General features: G+C 56.8%; 13 protein-coding genes. 6 read left to right on the top strand and 7 right to left on the bottom strand.

What is annotated here, in order from left to right; translation table 11 throughout:
• Positions 1-13 precede the first annotated feature (13 nt).
• The 4 genes from GF423_RS07115 to rsmH all read right to left on the bottom strand — a co-directional run bounded on the left by GF423_RS07115 (position 14) and on the right by rsmH (position 5,038).
• Positions 14-1,477 (bottom strand): UDP-N-acetylmuramoyl-L-alanyl-D-glutamate--2,6-diaminopimelate ligase, encoded by a 1,464-nt coding sequence (locus tag GF423_RS07115; protein ID WP_154327694.1) that lies wholly within the window; start codon positions 1,475-1,477, stop codon positions 14-16.
• Between the two features lie 71 nt (positions 1,478-1,548).
• Positions 1,549-3,660 carry a PASTA domain-containing penicillin-binding protein gene (locus tag GF423_RS07110; protein ID WP_154327693.1) on the bottom strand — a complete coding sequence of 704 codons (2,112 nt, stop codon included), beginning with the start codon at positions 3,658-3,660 and terminating at the stop codon, positions 1,549-1,551.
• Positions 3,657-4,061, bottom strand: a complete 405-nt coding sequence (locus tag GF423_RS07105) for an FtsL-like putative cell division protein (protein WP_154327692.1) — start codon at positions 4,059-4,061, stop codon at positions 3,657-3,659. The genes GF423_RS07110 and GF423_RS07105 overlap by 4 nt, the downstream gene beginning before the upstream one ends.
• Before the next feature lie 47 nt (positions 4,062-4,108).
• Positions 4,109-5,038, bottom strand: a complete 930-nt coding sequence (gene rsmH / locus GF423_RS07100) for a 16S rRNA (cytosine(1402)-N(4))-methyltransferase RsmH (RefSeq protein WP_154329005.1) — start codon at positions 5,036-5,038, stop codon at positions 4,109-4,111.
• Positions 5,039-5,307: 269 nt separating this feature from the next.
• Here rsmH and GF423_RS07095 point away from each other — a divergent pair, with 269 nt between their 5' ends.
• From GF423_RS07095 to GF423_RS07085, 3 genes are all read left to right on the top strand, one after another.
• Positions 5,308-6,597, top strand: a complete 1,290-nt coding sequence (locus tag GF423_RS07095) for an IS1380-like element IS612 family transposase (RefSeq protein WP_005814044.1) — start codon at positions 5,308-5,310, stop codon at positions 6,595-6,597.
• A 377-nt stretch (positions 6,598-6,974) separates the two neighbouring features.
• Complete coding sequence (locus tag GF423_RS07090) at positions 6,975-7,769, top strand: thymidylate synthase (RefSeq protein WP_154327691.1); 795 nt, start codon at positions 6,975-6,977, stop codon at positions 7,767-7,769.
• 44 nt (positions 7,770-7,813) lie between these two features.
• Positions 7,814-8,311: a dihydrofolate reductase gene (locus tag GF423_RS07085; RefSeq protein WP_154327690.1), complete on the top strand. Its 498-nt coding sequence runs from the start codon at positions 7,814-7,816 to the stop codon at positions 8,309-8,311.
• A 103-nt stretch (positions 8,312-8,414) separates the two neighbouring features.
• Here GF423_RS07085 and GF423_RS07080 read toward each other — a convergent pair whose 3' ends face one another.
• From GF423_RS07080 to GF423_RS07070, 3 genes are all read right to left on the bottom strand, one after another.
• On the bottom strand, positions 8,415-8,618 hold the full coding sequence (locus GF423_RS07080) for a hypothetical protein (protein ID WP_154327689.1): 204 nt from the start codon (positions 8,616-8,618) through the stop codon (positions 8,415-8,417).
• Entirely contained in the window at positions 8,566-10,722 is a 2,157-nt protein-coding gene (locus GF423_RS07075) for a DUF5689 domain-containing protein (protein ID WP_154327688.1), read from the bottom strand. Before GF423_RS07075 ends, GF423_RS07080 begins: the two co-directional genes overlap by 53 nt.
• A 77-nt stretch (positions 10,723-10,799) precedes the next feature.
• Entirely contained in the window at positions 10,800-13,559 is a 2,760-nt protein-coding gene (locus tag GF423_RS07070) for a carboxypeptidase regulatory-like domain-containing protein (protein ID WP_206113156.1), read from the bottom strand.
• Positions 13,560-15,089: 1,530 nt separating this feature from the next.
• On the opposite strand from GF423_RS07070, the gene GF423_RS07065 reads away from it, so the two are divergent.
• The 3 genes from GF423_RS07065 to pssA are packed head-to-tail and all read left to right on the top strand — an operon-like array spanning position 15,090 to position 18,399.
• Complete coding sequence (locus GF423_RS07065) at positions 15,090-16,907, top strand: phosphoethanolamine transferase (RefSeq protein WP_154327686.1); 1,818 nt, start codon at positions 15,090-15,092, stop codon at positions 16,905-16,907.
• Positions 16,908-16,950: 43 nt separating this feature from the next.
• Entirely contained in the window at positions 16,951-17,631 is a 681-nt protein-coding gene (locus tag GF423_RS07060; protein ID WP_154327685.1) for a phosphatidylserine decarboxylase family protein, read from the top strand.
• 18 nt (positions 17,632-17,649) lie between these two features.
• The gene (gene pssA / locus GF423_RS07055; protein WP_154327684.1) at positions 17,650-18,399 is read left to right on the top strand and encodes a CDP-diacylglycerol--serine O-phosphatidyltransferase; all 750 of its coding nucleotides are present in this window, start codon (positions 17,650-17,652) and stop codon (positions 18,397-18,399) included.
• Positions 18,400-18,421 lie beyond the last annotated feature (22 nt).

The raw sequence follows: 18,421 nt of genomic DNA, 5'->3' as shown, positions 1-18,421 counted from the left end.
GGTCAGATTCGTTTTACTTCTCGTTGTCGAAGATGTGCTGCAGCACCTCGCGGTCGTCGAAGTGGTGCTTCACGCCTTTCACCTCCTGGTAGTTCTCGTGCCCCTTGCCGGCCACAAGCACCACGTCGCCGGGCTTGGCCAGCTGGCAGGCCGTGGCTATGGCGCTGGCACGGTCGGTGATCTTGAGCACGCGGGGGCGGTCGTCGGGCGTGAGCCCGGCCTCCATGTCGGCCAGGATGGCCTCGGGGTCCTCAAAGCGCGGGTTGTCGCTGGTGAGTATCACCTGGTCGCTGCGCCGTGCCGCCTCGGCAGCCATCATGGGGCGCTTGCCCTTGTCGCGGTTGCCGCCGGCACCGCACACGGTGATGATGCGGCCCTTGCCGTTGAGCACCTCGGCAATGGTGCTGAGCACGTTGACCAGCGCATCGGGCGTGTGGGCATAGTCGACCACGGCCGTGTAGCCGCGCGGCGAGGTCATCGTCTGGAAACGCCCGGCCACCGGCACGAGCAGGCTCATCTTGACCAGCACCTCGTCTTTTGGGAAACCGAGCAGTACCGAAGCCCCGTACACCGAGAGCAAGTTGTAGACGTTGAAGCGGCCCGTGAAGCGCACCTCAAGCTCCTGCCCGTTGAAGTTGACGGTCATGCCGTCGAGGCGGTCTTCGATCACACGGCCCTTGAAATCGGCCATGGCACGCAGCGAGTAGGTATAGCTGCGGGCCTTGGTGTTCTGCACCATCACGCTGCCCTGCTTGTCGTCGGCATTGACCAGGGCAAAGGCATCGGGCGGCAGCAAGTCGAAGAAGCGCTTCTTGGCCTTGATGTAGTTTTCGACCGTCTTGTGGAAGTCGAGATGATCGCGGGTGAGATTGGTGAAGATGCCGCCGGCAAAGTGCAACCCGTCGATGCGGTACTGCACACAGGCGTGGCTGCTCACCTCCATGAAGGCGTAGTCGCAACCCGCCTGCACCATCTCGTGCAGGAAGCGGTTGATTTCAAGGCTGCCCGGCGTGGTTTGCTTGGCAGGATACTCGGTGCGGTCGACCACGTTTTTCACGGTCGAGAGCAGTCCGGCCTTGTAGCCCATGAGCCGAGCCATCTCATAGAGCAGCGTGGCCGTGGTGGTCTTGCCATTGGTGCCCGTCACGCCCACGAGCTTGAGCTGCGAGCTGGGATGATCATACCATGCATCGGCCAGCAGGGCCTCGGCTTGGGTGCTGTTGGGCACTTGCACATAGGTCACAGCCTCGTCGAGTGTCGCGGGCAGCTCCTCGCACACAACGGCAGCGGCGCCGGCGGCAACCACAGCCGGGATAAACTGGTGGGCATCGACCACAGCACCACGCACGGCGATAAAGAGCGAGCCCTCACGAGCCTGTCGCGAGTCGTTGGTCACCTCGACGATGCGCTTGTCGAGGCTGCCCACTACCCGCTTGGCGTCGATGGCAGCGATTAAATCTTTGAGTTGTTTTTCCATTTTTATCTCATCTTTTTATAATATTCTGTTGTCTTTACACACACACCGGCATGGGCCGCCCCGGGCGTGGCTCAATTCTTGAGCTTGAGATACACCATCTCGCCGCGGGTGAAGCGCTGGCCCGGTGCCAGGCTTTGCTCCACCACGTAGCCATAGCCCTGGGTGCGCACCGTCATGCCGCGGCGCTCAAGGCGCCCTATGGCCTCGCGTGCGCTCAGGCCCACCACGTTGGGCACCACTTTGCTTGCACCTGCCCCTGGGCGGGCCAGCACCTTGGCCGTTTTCAGTCCTATGCCGTTGTTCAGGTTGGCCGCACGGCTCTTGCTGTCGGTGGCATAGAGCGTGGGGGCTGCAGGCACATGGCCCGCTGCCGTGACCCGGTAGTCGCTCTTGTTGTCGAGCAGGCCGCGGGCATACATCTTGAGGGCCACATTCTTGAGCACCACGCCGCTGCTTGCCCCGGCACCGCGGTCGGCCCCAAGCATGAGCACCACGCACGAGTAGAGCGGGTGGCTGTAGGGGAAAAAGCCGCAGAAGGCCAACCGCTTGGTCGACCCGTAGCGCCCGTCCTTGCCTATGATGTAGGCCGTGCCCGTCTTGCCGGCGATCTCCACCAGGTCGCTCTGCACCCACTTGCGGGCAGTGCCGTGAGGCCCCCACACCACGTCGTGCAGGCACTGGCGTAGCTTGGCGGCGTTCTCGGGCGAGCACACCTGGCGACGTATGTAGCGCACGGGCACAATCGAGTCGGGCTCGCCGGCACGGGAGAGCTTCTTCACCAGGTGCGGGCACACATACTTGCCGTCGTTGGCAATGGCGTTGTACATGCCCAGAATGTGAAGCGGCGGTATCTCGGTGGTGTAGCCAAAGGCCATGCGCGTCAAGGCCACACGGCCGCCGTTGTTGTTGGGCAGATGGGCAAACTTGGGTTCCATCTCGCCGCCTATGCCCGAGTGATAGGGCTCGAAGAAGCCCATCTTCACCAGTTGCTGGCGAAAACCGTCGGGGTTGTTGCCATAGGCCTGCACGGTGATCTTCGACATGCCTATGTTGCTCGACATCTCGATGATCTCGCGTGGCGACAGCGCCGCGCCGCCATGAGGGTCCTTGATGGGGCGGCCGCAGTAGTTCCACACAGCGCCGGTCTCCCACTTGGCGTCGATGTTCTTGACAGTGCCGTTTTCCAAGGCCACCATCATCGATATGGGCTTCATCACCGAGCCTGGCTCGTAGCCCAGCACGGCATTGTTGCGCCCCTCCACATAGTCGCCGGCCTCCTCGTTCCACTCCAGGTTGGAGATGGCCTTGATTTCGCCGGTCTGCACCTGCATGAGCACGGCAGTGCCCCAGCGGGCATTCGACTCCTTGAGCATGCTCGAGAGTTCCTCCTCGAGGATGTCTTGCAGCTGCACATTGATGGTGGTGGTGATGTCGTAGCCACTTATGGCCGGCACAATGCTCCACTTCACGGCATTGTTGGTGAGCTGTATGTTCTGTGCCTTGCCCGGCACGCCGTAGAGCAGCGAGTCGAGCGCCATTTCCAGTCCCGAGTGGCCGTGATAGCCGTGGCTCACGATGCGGCGGCGGCCCGTAGCCTTGTTGTAGACGGTGTCGACGCGCTCGCTCACGTTGCCTATACTGCGCGAGGCCATCATGCCATAGGGCTTGCAGCGCGCATTCTGCTTCTCGGCATAGAGGCCGCTCTCGCGCTGACGCTTGTTGAAGAAGGGAAATTGCTTGAGATGCTCAAACTCGTTGTGCGACAATTTCTTGAACAGTCTGAACGAGGTCTTTCTCTTGGCTCTTGCCTCGAGTATCTCGGCTTTCCACTGGGCTGCCGTCTTGCTCTTGTTGGGGTCAAATGCAGCCAGGCTGTCGCACAGGGCAGGCAGGTAGCGGCGCAGTGTGTCGTCTTTGATGCCCGCCGAGCCGAAGTCGACGCGGGCGGTGAAAAAATTCATGTTGGCTGCCAGCACGGTGCCGTTGTCGGCCAGTATCTTGCCACGCTCGGGCTCAATCTCGGTGGTGTCGAGCCACAGGCTGTCGGCCTTGCTTTCCCACTGATGGGCATAGATCACAGTGGTCTTGAACGTGTCGTAGATGATGAGCGAAGAAAACATGAGCATGAAACCCACCACAAGCAGGTAACGCGCCAAGATATGTTTTTTATTTGATTGCTTCATTTGTCGGTCAAGTAAAATGGTGGCTGGTCGGGTGAGGTGAGGTCGATGTGCATCGAGTCGATATAGGCGGTCATCTGGCTCTCACGTATCATCGAGTTGTACTGCGCGCTGGCATTCACGCAGTCGGTCTTGGCGTTGTTGAGCTCCTCGGTGAGCTTCATCACCTGCGAGAGGCTGTTTTGGCACGTGTACTTGTTGCTGATGTACATGAGCAACATGACCGTGATGGCTATCACATAGACCATGTTGCGCTTGAAGAAGCCGAAGGTGAGAAAGCTGCGGCCCTGTATCATCTTGCCAGCCAGCTCGGTGGTGTTGACACCGTAGGCCACATTGTCGCTGCCTCCCTTGTCTTTCTTCTTGTTGTTGTTCTTCTTCTTATTGTCGTTGCTCTTCGCCATTTCTCTTTAAGCTGTGTTTACGCCTCCATAATGTTTTGAAAGAAACCTCAATTGCCGGCCGCGGCCTTCTTGCAGGCAATGCGCAGCTTGGCGCTGCGCGAGCGCGGGTTGCGCTCCACCTCCTGGGCGCCGGGCACGATCACCTTGTTGTTCACGAGCTGCCATGGGGTGCTCACGCGGCCATAGAAATCCTTGTCGACCTTACCCTCGATGTTGCCGGCGCGCATGTAGTTTTTCACCAGGCGATCTTCGAGTGAGTGATAGGTGATCACCACCAGCCGCCCGCCCGGCTTGAGCACGTCGAGCGACTGCTCGAGCAGCCGCTTGAGCGCGTCGATCTCGTGATTGACCTCGATGCGCAACGCCTGAAACACCTGGGCCAGCTCCTTCTTCTCGGCGCCGGGCTTCAAGTAGGGCTTGAGCAAGGCGGCAAGCTGCTCGGTAGTGGCAATGGGCTGGCTGGCCCGTGCCTTGACAATGGCGCTGGCCATGCGCCGGCTCTGCCTGAGCTCGCCGTACAGGTAGAGCACGCTGGCAAGCCGCTGCTCGTCGTAGTTGGCCACGACCCAGGCTGCATCGTGGGCCGCATCGCGGTTCATGCGCATGTCGAGGCGACCGTCGAAGCGGAACGAGAAGCCACGGTCCTTGTCGTCGAAGTGGTGAAACGACACCCCCAGATCGGCCAGGATGCCGTCGACACTGTCGACACCGTAGTAGCGCAAAAAATTTTTCAGGAAGGCAAAGTTGCCGTGTACAAATGTAAACCGGCTGTCGGCGATGCGGTTGCCATAGGCGTCCATGTCCTGGTCCATGCCGTAGAGCCGGCCCGTGGGCCCAAGGCGCGACAGCAGCTCGCGGCTGTGGCCGCCGCCGCCGAAGGTCACGTCAACATAGGTGCCGCCGGGCTTGATGTCGAGCCCCGTCATGCACTCTTGCAGCAATGCCGGAATGTGATATACTTGCTGGTTGTCGTCTATGTGCTGTGTTGCCATCGCCTGCTGAGAAAAATATAATATTGCGTTATCTTTTAGACTCGTGTCTCGCGTGCGCGTGATAAATCGGTTGTAAAGGTACTTATATTTCTCCAAAATTTACAATTTCAAACTCATCCTTAATTCCGCAACACTATAATTTAACTTTATTTATAAGTTCCTGAGCAACAAAAAGTTGCCCAGGATTTTGCCATGTCAGAATTTTCACTTATCTTAGTGTTGCAAAAAGAAAACAAGCAAAACTCTAATATGACATGGCAAAAATACAAATTAAATCTGAGAAACTCACACCTTTTGGAGGAATTTTTTCAATCATGGAGAAATTTGACTCCATGCTTTCACCCGTTATCGACTCAACACTGGGTCAGAGATGCAGCAGTATCTTCGGATATCAGTTCAGCGAGATAGTCCGTTCGCTGATGAGCGTTTATTTCTGTGGCGGCTCATGCGTGGAAGACGTAACGTCACAACTGATGCGCCATCTCTCGTATCATCCTACCCTTCGTACATGCAGCTCTGATACCATCCTCAGAGCCATCAAGGAACTGACACAGGAAAACATCTCCTATACTTCCGACCAAGGCAAGACCTATGATTTCAATACTGCAGACAAACTCAACACATTGCTTATAAACGCTTTGGTTTCTACAGGCGAGTTGAAGGAAATTGAGGAATACGATGTTGACTTTGACCATCAGTTCCTTGAAACGGAGAAGTATGATGCAAAACCGACCTACAAAAAGTTCCTCGGCTACAGGCCTGGCGTATATGTTATCGGTGACAAGATAGTCTATATCGAGAACAGCGATGGTAACACGAATGTGCGTTTTCATCAGGCAGACACCCATAAGAGATTCTTCGCTCTTCTGGAATCCCAGAACATCCGTGTAAATCGCTTCAGGGCAGACTGCGGTTCCTGCTCGAAGGAAATCGTCAGTGAGATAGAGAAGCATTGCAAACATTTCTACATCCGTGCCAACCGATGCAGTTCGCTCTACAATGACATCTTTGCTCTGAGAGGATGGAAGACGGAGGAGATTAACGGCATCCAGTTCGAACTCAATTCCATTCTCGTTGAGAAATGGGAAGGCAAGTGCTATCGTCTTGTCATCCAGAGACAAAGACGCAACAGTGGCGACCTTGACCTGTGGGAAGGCGAATACACTTACCGTTGTATTCTGACCAACGATTACAAGTCATCGACAAGGGACATTGTTGAATTCTACAATCTGCGTGGCGGCAAGGAACGTATCTTTGACGACATGAACAACGGATTCGGTTGGAGCAGGCTCCCCAAGTCATTCATGGCGGAGAATACTGTCTTTCTTCTGCTTACTGCATTGATACACAATTTCTACAAGACCATCATGAGCAGGCTTGACACCAAGGCTTTTGGGCTCAAGAAAACGAGTCGCATAAAGGCTTTTGTCTTCAGATTCATCTCCGTACCTGCCAAGTGGATCATGACTGCAAGGCAATACGTGCTGAATATCTACACAGAGAACCGAGCTTATGCAAAACCCTTCAAAACAGAATTCGGATAAGAATCCTTTCTTTCCGGTTTGAATCTGCGTATTACCTCAAGTCGCATCGTGGGGTAAGGGGATGGTGGCTACATATTGATGTTGTGCTGTTGCTTTTTACTGAAAGCTGCTACTAACGACTCATAAATCTACCCTTAATCGTGTATTGGATGATAGTTGCGGATTTTAGGCTCATTAAAAATCTTAATCCCGGGAAAAAGTTATTAACAACCAATCAGAAACAACGGTTAAACCGCCCGTCGCAGCACAATTTAAAAAACCAAATCCTTTTGCACTTGTAAACGCCACAGCCAACCAACGCCACCTGCAAGCGGCCACGATTTGCTCCTGAAGGGAAATTTCAGTACTTTTGCCCAACACAACATTTTGCACACGACATGAAACAATATCTCGATCTACTGCGGCACGTGCTCGACGAGGGCACCCTCAAGCACGACCGCACCGGCACCGGCACCAAGAGCATCTTCGGCTACCAGCTGCGCTGCAACCTCGACGACGGGTTCCCGCTGCTCACCACCAAGAAGGTGCACCTCAAGTCGATCATCTACGAACTGCTGTGGTTCCTGCAGGGCAATACCAACGTGCACTGGCTGCAAGAGCACGGCGTGCGCATATGGAACGAGTGGGCCGACGAGAACGGCGACCTGGGCCCCGTCTACGGCCACCAGTGGCGCTCGTGGCCCGACTACCACGGCGGCACAATCGACCAAATTGCCAACGTGGTCGAGGCCATCAAGACCAACCCCGACTCGCGCCGCCTCATCGTGAGCGCCTGGAATGTGGCCGAAGTGGCCGACATGGCCCTGCCGCCATGCCACACGCTCTTCCAGTTCTACTGCGTCGACGACCGCTTGAGCCTGCAGCTCTACCAGCGCAGTGCCGACCTGTTTCTAGGCGTGCCCTTCAACATTGCCAGCTATGCCCTGCTGCTCATGATGGTGGCACAGGTCACGGGCAAGCGGCCTGGCGACTTCATCCACACCTTCGGCGACGCCCACATCTACCTCAACCACCTCGACCAGGTGCACGAGCAGCTGAGCCGCACGCCGCGGCGGCTGCCCGTGATGCACATCAACCCCGACGTGAAGAGCATCTTCGACTTCGACTACAGCGACTTCAAGCTCGAGGGCTACGACCCCTACCCCGCCATCAAGGGGCAGGTATCGGTGTGAGCCACAACTCATTCTGCAAGAAAACACCCAAAAACATCGATGAAATGGACACAACATTATCGGCTATCGTAGCCATCGACGCCCACGGTGCAATCGGCCGAAACGGGCAACTCCTGTGCCACCTGCCGGCCGACCTCAAGCACTTCAAGGCCATCACCACAGGCCACAGCATCATCATGGGCCGCAAGACCTTTGAATCCTTCCCCCGCGGGCCGCTGCCCGGGCGCCAAAACATCGTGGTGACCCGCAATGCCCACTACCGCCCCCAAGGGGTGACCGTGGCCCACAGCATCGACCAGGCCATCGCCATGGTCGAGATGCCTGGCGAGGCCTTCATCTTAGGTGGCGGCACCCTCTACCAAGCCACCATAGGCCTGGTGAGCACCTTGCACCTCACGCGCATCGAGGCCGCCTTTGCCGAGGCCGACACCTTCTTTCCGCACATCGACGCCGCCCAGTGGGCTGTCGCCAGCGAGGAGCATCACGAGGCCGACGAGCGCAACCCCTACCCCTACACCTTTGTCACCCTCTGCCGCAAGTAACCGCCGCCCACAACACAACAAGGGGGAAAAAAGTAATGAGGCTGCACCGCTACAACAGGCGGTACAGCCCCATTATTTTTCATTCACTTGCTATCTCGCCCGACTAACGTCGTGCATGGCGTGGAGCCGATGCCGGCTGGGTCCAGTTGATGTTCCACACCGCCACACGGTCTTTGTTGGTCGTGAGCCCGCTGGGCGACAAGTTGGTAAACTCGATGGTGAAGTCGCCCGTCACGCCCACCGCCTCGCTGAAGTCATAGGCCGTGTACTTCACGGCATCGGCCTTGGTCACGGTAAACGATTTCACAACGGCACCGTTCTGCTTGATGTCGACGCGCATCGACAAGCCCTTTCTCTCGGTGTAGGCACAGCCGTAGATGAATTTCAGGGTGGCACAGCCGCCCTTCAGCACTGGCGACACCAGCTTGCCCACTGCCGTGGTCTTGCCGCTGAGGTTGACAGCCGTGGCATACTCGCTGTTCGACCCCGTTGCAGTGCCTATGAAGGTGAACACAGGGTTGGCATCGGCAGCGCCGCCCCGCACCCCGCAGCAGGCTGGCATTGGTAGCCGCCCAGCCGGCCGCGCTGGTATAGTTGCCATAGGTGGCCGTGGGTAGGCCGCCGTTCATCGTGCTCAGGTCGGCGCTGGTGCCGCTGGGCTGCGGCTTGGTGCCAGCCTGGCCAAATTTCACGTTGTCGACACACCAAGTGGCATAGTTGGCATCCTTGGTGGCATAGAAGCGGAAACCTATGTAGTAGCTACCGTCGGCCCACTTGCTCAGATCGACGTCGCCACTCTCCACAAAGGCGCTATAGCCGCTGGCAGGCGCCACGGCGAGCTTGGCGTTGAGCTCCTGCTTGACGGTAGCCGTGGCCGGGTCGGTGCTGTTGAGCACATACACCTGGAAGCGCGAGGTGGTGCTGCCGTAGCCGTTCACCTGCGAGAGGAAGCTCAGCACTTTGCTCTTGGCATTCTTGATGTCGAGTGCCGGCGTGATGAGCCACGACTCAAATGGCGGATTGGTGCCCTTGTAGCCCGTCATGGCTGCATAGTAGTTGTTGTCAAACAAGGTGACGTACCAGCTCTTGTCGCCGCTCACGGTGGCCACGGTCCAGCCCGTGGGCAGCTTGCCGCCGTCGAAGCCCTCGTTGAGCGAGGTCTCGCCGCCGGTGACCACGCTGAGCCTGAACTCCTCGGTCGAACCGCTGTTGCCGGTGATGCCGGCCATGTTCATGTAGGAAGCCATGGTGCCCTTGACCCATATCTTGGTCTTGTACACGGCCTCGTTGTCCTTCAGGTTGGCTTGTGCACGGAAGGGGGTGCCTTGCGGCAGCGACACGGCCACGCACTTGCTTGCATCGGTGCAGTTGGGGTCGTCGGCAATCACGAGCGTGTTGTCGAGGGTGGTGGGAGCCTTCCACTCGATGTCGCTGTTGCTTTTCACGCTGGTCACCTCGGGGGCCACGGCGCCCACCACATAGCCGCTCACCCAGCCGCTCTTGCCCTGGTTTTGGAGCGAGATGGCCTCGGCGATGCTATAGGGGTCTTTGAGCAGGCCCTTGGTGCTGGTCGAGAAACCTATCACATCGCTGGTGCTGCGTATGTAGAGCTGCCAGGTGCCTGCGCTGCCGTTGTGCGTGTTGTAGTAGTAGAGCAGGCCCACCACGTCGCCGCTGCCCAAGGGCAGGATGTCGTTGCGGAAGGTGGCATAGTTGCTGTTGCGCATCACGATGGTGTTGCCCTGGTTATCGACCAGGTTGCGGTTGGTGGTGGCACCAGCCTCGGCATAGGTGAGCTCGCCGTTGGCTGCCTCAAATTTCACGTTCTGCAGTTTCACCAGCCGGCCTTGATACTTGAGCAGCGAGGCCTTGTCGGTCTTGAGGTCGCTTATTTTCACCGTCATGGTGTCGACCTTGGCCATGTTGGGCAGGCCGTTGAGCTGTGCCATGCCCTCCCAGGTGTCCTGGGGCAGGAAGGTGGCTTCCCACACGCCGCCCTGCTGGTAGTATTGCGGATAGCCCAGCTGCTGCTGGCCGTTGTACTTGCCTATCCAGGCGCCCTTCATGGGTATCACGATTTCCTGTCCCACACGGTAGGTGTTGTAGAGGCTGTTCTGGTTCACGCTGATGGTGAGCCCGCCGGTCTCGTCCTGGATGTAGAGGCTCTTGTAGATGTTGCCCGTCTCGTCGCTGCTGGTCACATAGCCGTGTATCACGATATCGTCTTTCACGGTATCGATATAGTTGACCGCGTCTTTCCAGTATTTGGCCTTGAAGTCGGCGATGGTCGTGTTGGGCTTGTCCTGGGCCGTGGGCACAACCATGGGCGGAGTGTCGAAGTCGTCGTTGCAGCTGGCCAGCAGGCCGGTGGCCAGCAATATCATCGAGAGATATAAAAAGTAACGTCTCATATAATGTGTTTTATTGTCGTTGTTGGTTTTTGTTGTCGTTGTTGTAAAAAAGTTGAATCCAACTGCCGCATGCCGCATCAGAAGCGCACACCCAGGTTGAGATACATCTTGAAGCCTTGGGCATAGTAGTACTTGTTGGGGTACTTCGACATGTCGTAGTTCTTGTAGTCGAAGCGTCCCTGCTGGTAGCCGCCCGTCTGGATATTCTTGTTGTCGAGCAGGTTGCTGAGGTTCAGGTTGATGTTGAGCGAGCTACTGCGGCTCAAGTAGATGAGCTTGCCTATGCTCATGTTGATCACGAGGGCCTCGTTGAGCTTGTCCTGCCGGGTGATCTCGTTGATTTTGTTTTGCAGGGCCTCTTGGCTGTCGGCAATCTTCCACAACTCGTCGATGCTCTCGTGGCGCACCGGCGAGAGCTCGATATAGCTGCGGTTCATCCAGGAGCCGTTCACCTCAAAGAACCACATGTGCGGCGCGGCATAGTTGAAGCCTATGGTGTAGCACTCTTGCGGGGTGCCGCTCACATAGAAGTTTTTCAAGTACACCGTCTTGGTGATATCGGCTTCAGAGCCGTTTTCAAAGCTGCGGGTGCCGGTGGGACGGTTCTTGTACTGGTAGCGGGCCAGGTTCATGGCTGCGTTGAAGGTCACGCGATCGGTCATCTTCCAGCTCAGTCCCAGCTCCACGCCCTTAAACACCTTGTGCACATCGGTGAGGGCATAGTTCATGAAGGTGCTGTTGAGGTCGTCGTAGAAGGAGGTGCGCTCGGTGCCCTTCTGCATGTCGGTGTAGAAGGCTGTGATCACGCCGCGCAGCGTGCGGAAGTTCCACGAGTAGCCCACGTCGGCACTGGCTATGCGCTCGCTCTTGAGGTGGGCAATCACGTCGTCTTTCACGCGGGGGCTCACATAGGCGTTGTAGCTGAGCGGGGCCTTGGTGCCATAGTAGGCATGTGCCACAAAGGTGTTGTGGCCGTCGAGCTTGTAGTCGATGCTGCCCTTCAGGCCCCAGTTCCAGAAGTTGTGGTGCGCGCCCTTGCCATAGGAGTGCTCGGGAGCGCGGCCGTTCTGCATGTTGCCGTCGCGCTGATAGGTGGTGTAGCTGCCCGTGGCGCTATAGCTCACGTCCCAGCGGGCGAAGTTCCACACGTTTTGCACCCACAGGCTGCTCGAGTACTGGTTGATGTCGTAGTCATAGCCGAAGCGGTCGTCAACACCCACCTTGCGGTTGGGGTTGCGCAGGTCGTTTTGCGGCGTGTTGTGGTCGCCGGGGAAGTCGCGCTCCGAGTAGTTGTCCACGTCGAGCCAGTAGCGGCCCCCCAGCAGGTCGTCGATGGTCTTGTAGTAGCTCGAGCGGGTGTAGTTGGCATCGTAGCCGGCCTGCAGGGTGAGTTGCTCGCTCAGGCGGGTGTTGAGGTTGGAGCTCAACGTCCAGCTGGCCTGGTTGCTGTGGCGCTTCTCGATGATATAGGTAGAGCCGTTCTCCACGCCGGTCTGGTCGGCTATGGTCGTGTTCAAGTAGTTGGTCTGGTACAGCTTGTCCCAGTTGATTTGCCGATAGGAGTCGCCGCCCATGGTCCAGTTGTTGTAGTAGAGCGCGTGGGTGGCCTCGTCGGTGTAGTAGCTGGGCAGGTAGCGGTAGTAGTCGGGGCGCGGGTCGGCAGCATTGTGCCAGTTGAGGGCCGACGACGAGTAGTAGGACTTGTGAAACGACACGCCGGTGTTGAGCGTGGTGCCCATCTTGGGTTTCCACAGCCAGTTGAGTATCACCGTGGGGTCGAAGGCCTCGACGGTGCGGGCGTTGCGCTTCTTGCCTTGCTGCCAGCCCCAGTTGCTGTTGTAGAGGTTGCTGCCAGCCAGCTCGTAGGCCTCTTTGTAGGTGGCCGAGTTGCTGGCGCGGCGCGTGGGTGCCCCGAAGGTCACCAGCGAGAGTGTGTGGCTCGCGTTGAGGTCTTTAGATACCGAGAGGAAGTAGCCCCAGCTCTTGTAGAACGAGCCTGGTATCACGCCCTCGTCGGCATAGCGGCCCACCGCGCTCAGGGTGAGCGCCCAGCCGTTGGGCATGAGGCCAGTGCTGTAGGTGACCATGCCGCGCCAGCGGTAGTTGCCGTTGGTATAGGCCACGCTGCCGCGCAGGCCCGGGGCATAGTCACGGGCAAGGGTGTTGATGTTGTTGGCACCGCCCACGCCGCCAAAGGCAAAGTTGTTCACCTCAAGCCCCAGCCCTATCGACTTGCTCTTGAAGGCCTGGTTCAAGCCGCCCAGCATCGAGTAGTTGAAGCGGCCGCGGGCTGCGTCGTTGAAGTTCACACCGTTGATGTAGGTGTTGGTGTACTCCGAGTTGTAGCCGCGCACACGGAAGCGCATGATGCTCCACCCGAAGCTCGCTGCCTGGTAGAAGGGGTTGTCGTTGGCACCCGTGAGGGTGGCCACGGCCTGGGTGTTGCCTTCCTCGTCCTCGAGCTGCGACTCGGTGAGCTGGATCTCGTGGTTGGCCTCGTTGATGCTCTGTTGAGCACGGCTCACAAAGGCGTTGTCGCTGATCTTGATCACGCCCAGGTTGGCGACCACACCAGCCGTGAGCACAACATCCTGGGCATAGTCCTTGTAGCCGTAGCCCATGATGAGCAGGCGGTCGCTGCCAGCCTTGGCTCCCTCGATCAGGAAGTCGCCGCCGGGCCCGGTGGTGGCAGTGAGGCCCTGCTCGTCGAGCATCACCGTGGCTCCCGCCACAGGCTGGCTGGTCCTGGCGTCAATCACCACGCCTTGCAGGCCGGTGCCAGCCATGGCCGGCACGCTCAGCAACAGCGTGAGTAGAAAAAAGAGTATGCTTCTCATATAGAAAAAAATATTATTATGTGTTGTATTTTTGTTTGTAGCAAGTTTGTTTGTAGCAAGCTTTTGTTTGTCGATCATGCCTCAAGTCGCGGGGGCGCGCTGCGATGCAGGCACAGCGCGACACCCGCCCGGTTAATCTTTTTTAGTTAATTTATTTAATAGGGTTCAGGCGATACCCGTCCATATTAAACAAAGCTTGTAAAATTAGCACTTTTTTCCCAATCCTCCTCAACAATTTCGCAAAAATCGCACTCGCACAAGGTTTTTCATACCTCACCGGCAGATTCAACCAGTCATGGCCATCACGGCACCACATTTCCAAACTGAGGCGCCAATGGGCAGTGCGGCAGGGCTGGCGCACAGACGGGCAGTGAAAGCCACCTTCACTTCAGGCCGATAGCATGCAGCACACGATCAAGCACGACGTCGTAGGGCACTGGGTCGTAAAAAGGCCCAATAAGCACCTCATCTTTACCTGTCAAACACACTAATCCACCCATAGTACGCAATCAGTAGCCAGACAATATTCGTCACGATACACAAGGCCACTTTTTGCCACTTCGAGTAAGCGACAAAAGCATTGACCACCCCTTCATGATGCCGTTTCATGACGGGTATAATTTTGGGATAGAACCACAATGAAACAAACGCCACAAGAAAAATATAAATTTTGAAAATATAACTGGGCAAAACAAAAAACAATGAGAGTATTCGCATGAGACTGAGAAGCACAGCTATCAAAAGTGTAGTGAGTATCAACGCAATATCCCCATTAGCCGCTTCAGCATCATATTCCCTGACAACATATTTTACCGTCAAGTATAGACCGTAATATAATAGATACAACAGTTTCTTCATTATCAACAATCATAAACGTTCTAATGTGCATTCTTTTTCTCTTTTCGTAAGCAATCAAAAAAGCATTATAAACATGTGTATGAATCCAAAATATGTCAACAAACAATTAAAAAACATCACCAAAGTGCACAGCACAATGTTTTGCCGCTTCGAGTAGGATGAGAACTTCTTGACAATTCTTTTATGATGCATCCTCAAGATGGGTTGAAATGCCATAAAAGAATAACAACTTATCACCATAACAGAAAATAAGAAAAAGTTGCCCATAGGCCAAAGGGGCCAGCCAAAGCATATGTACAGAATTTGCCTGGCACCAAATATGGCACAAACAAGATCAAACGACAAACTACTACTAATATTGATTATTGGCATTTTGTGTCCAAAAGTCACCCACGAAAACCACAAGTAGTATCCATAGTAAAACCCATCAAGCAGTCTTTTCATACCTGTTTTAGTAATAAACTCTTATGCCTAACCTATCCATCTCGCGCAAATACTCCATCATGGGAGTGAAATGGTAGAGTCAAGTGGCAAGTGCAAAATTAGTTAATCTTTCGGAAGAACAAAATTTTGGGAGTTGAAAAGCCTAATTTGTAGAGTCAAGGGGCGAGTGCACATAATATCAAAAAAATTAGTACTTTTGCACCGTTTTTCAAAAACACGCGTGCACACATGGAAAAAATTCTGCGCTTTATCCAGTATATCGCCGCCCCGCTCAGGGCCGAATGGATGTTTTTCATCATCACCTTCCTGCTGCTGGCCCAGCAGCCCATCGACTGGCTCACGCTGCCCAGCAGCGACCGCTGGTACCAGTGGGGCATGGGGCTCAAGAGCCTGGCCGTGGAGACGGGACTGGTGTGGGTGCTCACCTGGGTCGTGTGGAAGAGTCACAGCCGCCTGGTGAAGTACCTGCTCACTGCTGTGGCCTGGCTGCTGCTGGGCATCACGCTGTTTCTCTCGTTCAACTTTGAGATGAACATCTCGCAGCAGACGCTCACCGTGCTGGTCGAGACCACAAGCAAGGAGAGCGGCGAGTTTGTCAACACCTACATGTGGAGCCCCGAGAGCCAGCTGAGCTACACCATCGACGCCTGCCTGGCCATCGTGATCATCGTGCTCTACTGCATCGAGGGCAAGCTGCACCGGACGCTGCGCAGGCCCTTCCACAGCTTTGCCACCGACCTGGTGGCCGGCACCGTCGCCACCGTGGGGCTGGGCTTCTTCATCTATGCCTGGGGCACGCTGCTGCTGGCCAGCAACTCGACGCGCGTGTACCGCTGGCGCAACGGCTTTGCCACCACGTCGCTCGACATAGGCACGCAGAGTGCCCACGCCATCAACTCGCTGCGAGCCTTCGGCAACGACGTGCGCATGGCCGTGAAGCAGGCCCGCGAGGTGTACCGCACCCACCCAACGGTGCAGGAGAGCGACTCGCTCACCGTGATCTACGTGCTGGGCGAAAGCTATATCAAGCACCACGCCAGCCTCTACGGCTACGAGCTCAACACCACGCCCTGCATGGTGAGAGAGCGCAACAGGGGCAACCTCTTTGCCTTCACCGATGTCATTGCCCAGGAAAACATCACCTCGGTGGTTGAGAAAAACACCTTCTGCCTCAACAGCGTGGCCGACGGCGAGTCGTGGTTTGAAAAGCCCAACTTCACCACCATCTTCAAGCGGGCAGGCTACAACGTGTACATGTGGGACATACAGCGCACCCAGCAGCCCCACAAGCTGTTCACGGTCACCGTCAACCAGTTTGTCTACAATCCCGAGATCATGCGGCTCTCCTACACGGCCTGCGACAAGGGCGGCTTCGACTACGACGGCCAGCTGGTCGACGACTTCCACAAGCGTGTGAAGCTGCATGGCAAGCACAACCTCATCGTGTTCCACCTCTACGGGCAGCACGTCAACCCCCACTATCGCTACCCGGCGGGCAGCTACTACGACAACCACTTCAAGCCCGACTCGGTGCGCCGCAACGAGAAGTGGCTCACCACCGACAAGAAGCAGAAGATTGCCTACTACGACAACGCCACCCTCTACAACGACGCTGTGATGGAGAAGATATTCGACCTGTACCGCAACAAGAACACTGTGGTCGTCTACTTTGCCGACCACGGCGAGGAAGTGTATGACTTCCGCGACACCAAGGGCCGCCACACCGAGACCGACCCCAAGCCCGGCACACTCATGTACCAGAACGAGGTGCCCTTTGTGATATGGTGCAGCGACCGCTACAAGCAGCTGCACCCCCAGGTGGTCGCCCGCATCAAGCAGGCACTGCACCGCCCCTACATGACCGACAACGTGGGGCAACTAATGCTCGACCTGGGCAGAATCAAGACACAATACTACATCCCCGACCGCGACCTCATCGCCCCGCAGTTCAGGCCGCGCAAGCGACTGGTCTACGACCACTGCGACTACGACAAGGTGATGCGCGGCGTGGACCGCAACAAAATATATCCCCGTTTTGTGAAATAGGCAAATTATTTCTACCTTTGTAAATTGTAACAAAGTCACGACAATGAAGTACAAGATACATAGAGAAGGGCAGAATATCATCTTCGTGTTGCTATTCATCCTGCTTGTCATCAACATCCCGGCCTATCTTTTCATCGAGTGGAAAGTGATACCCGTCATCTTCATTGTCATTTCGTCCATCTTCTTCCTGCTCGTGGTCAACTTCTTCCGCTCGCCGCGCCGCTATTTCAAGGGAGACCACGCCAATGCCGTGGTGTCGAGTGTCGACGGCACCGTCGTGGCCCTCGAGGAAGTGTATGAAGACGAGTATTTGCACCGCAACTGCATCCAGCTCTCGGTGTTTATGAGCATCTTCAACGTGCATGCCAACTGGGTCCCCGTCGAGGGCACTGTGAAATATGTGAAACACCACAACGGCCGCTTCCTGGCCGCCTACCTGCCCAAGTCGAGCACCGAGAACGAGCGCTCGGCCGTGGTGATACAGGCCCGTAACGGCGACGACATACTGGTGCGGCAAATCGCCGGCGCCATCGCCCGCCGCATCGTCACCTATGTGGAGCCAGGCGAGCACGTGAGCGTGGAGCAGCACATGGGCTTCATCAAGTTTGGCTCACGCGTCGACCTGTTTCTCCCCCTCGACAGCGAGATCCTGGTGAAACTGGGCGACAAGACCGTGGGCGGTGTCACCCAGGTGGCACGGCTCAAGCCCCGCAACAACGCGTGAGCGCGCTCACGCGGGCTCATGCTCAACTATCTCATTTATAACAGCACCATCGTGATGAATCTACTCACATCAATACGCAACAACACCCCCAACGCCGTCACCTGCTGCAACCTGCTCTCGGGTGCGCTGGCCTGCATCGCTGCATTCCACTGCTTCGACACCTGGTGGTGGGGGCTGCAAGGCTATCAAGTGGCCTTTGTGTGGATTGCCGCAGCTGCGGTGTTCGACTTCTTCGACGGCTTCACGGCACGCCTGCTGCATGCCGCATCGCCGCTGGGCAAGGAGCTCGACTCGCTGAGCGACTCGGTGAGCTTCGGCCTGGCCCCAGCGCTCATACTCTACAACATGATGCTGCAAGCCTACCCCCACGTGGCTTGGGCGCCCTACGTCACGCTGCTCATCCCGGTATTTGGCGCCCTGCGCCTGGCCCGCTTCAACACCGACCCCAACCAGGGCACCGTGTTCACCGGGCTGGCCATCCCGGCCAATGCCATCTTCTGGATTGGCTTCACCAGCTTCTTTGCCACCCGTCACCAGGTGCTGCCGCTGTGGTGCGTAATCGCGCTCATCGCAGCCTTCTCGCTGCTCATGGTGTGCAACCTGCGCATGTTCTCGCTCAAGCTCCACAGCCTGAGCATCAAGGCTGCCTGGAAACAGTATCTCACGGTCGTGGTCTTTGCGGTCTCGCTGGCCACATGCGGCATCGCCGGACTGGCTGTGACCATCGCTTTCTACATCATCCTCTCGGCCTGCACCCGGCAGGACTGACCCGCCGCACGAGTCGCGGCGC

The sequence above is a fragment of the Sodaliphilus pleomorphus genome (genome assembly GCF_009676955.1).
Lineage (GTDB): Bacteria > Bacteroidota > Bacteroidia > Bacteroidales > Muribaculaceae > Sodaliphilus > Sodaliphilus pleomorphus.
This window is presented reverse-complemented; position numbering and strand designations above follow the sequence as displayed.

Excerpts from the sequence above, each read along its gene's own strand:
- GF423_RS07115 (WP_154327694.1), bottom strand. The coding sequence starts at position 1,477 with ATGGAAAAACAACTCAAAGATTTAATCGCTGCCATCGACGCCAAGCGG.
- GF423_RS07110 (WP_154327693.1), bottom strand. The coding sequence starts at position 3,660 with ATGAAGCAATCAAATAAAAAACATATCTTGGCGCGTTACCTGCTTGTG.
- GF423_RS07105 (WP_154327692.1), bottom strand. The coding sequence starts at position 4,061 with ATGGCGAAGAGCAACGACAATAAGAAGAAGAACAACAACAAGAAGAAA.
- GF423_RS07095 (WP_005814044.1), top strand. The coding sequence starts at position 5,308 with ATGGCAAAAATACAAATTAAATCTGAGAAACTCACACCTTTTGGAGGA.
- GF423_RS07090 (WP_154327691.1), top strand. The coding sequence starts at position 6,975 with ATGAAACAATATCTCGATCTACTGCGGCACGTGCTCGACGAGGGCACC.
- GF423_RS07085 (WP_154327690.1), top strand. The coding sequence starts at position 7,814 with ATGGACACAACATTATCGGCTATCGTAGCCATCGACGCCCACGGTGCA.
- GF423_RS07075 (WP_154327688.1), bottom strand. The coding sequence starts at position 10,722 with ATGAGACGTTACTTTTTATATCTCTCGATGATATTGCTGGCCACCGGC.
- GF423_RS07070 (WP_206113156.1), bottom strand. The coding sequence starts at position 13,559 with ATGAGAAGCATACTCTTTTTTCTACTCACGCTGTTGCTGAGCGTGCCG.
- GF423_RS07065 (WP_154327686.1), top strand. The coding sequence starts at position 15,090 with ATGGAAAAAATTCTGCGCTTTATCCAGTATATCGCCGCCCCGCTCAGG.
- GF423_RS07060 (WP_154327685.1), top strand. The coding sequence starts at position 16,951 with ATGAAGTACAAGATACATAGAGAAGGGCAGAATATCATCTTCGTGTTG.
- pssA (WP_154327684.1), top strand. The coding sequence starts at position 17,650 with ATGCTCAACTATCTCATTTATAACAGCACCATCGTGATGAATCTACTC.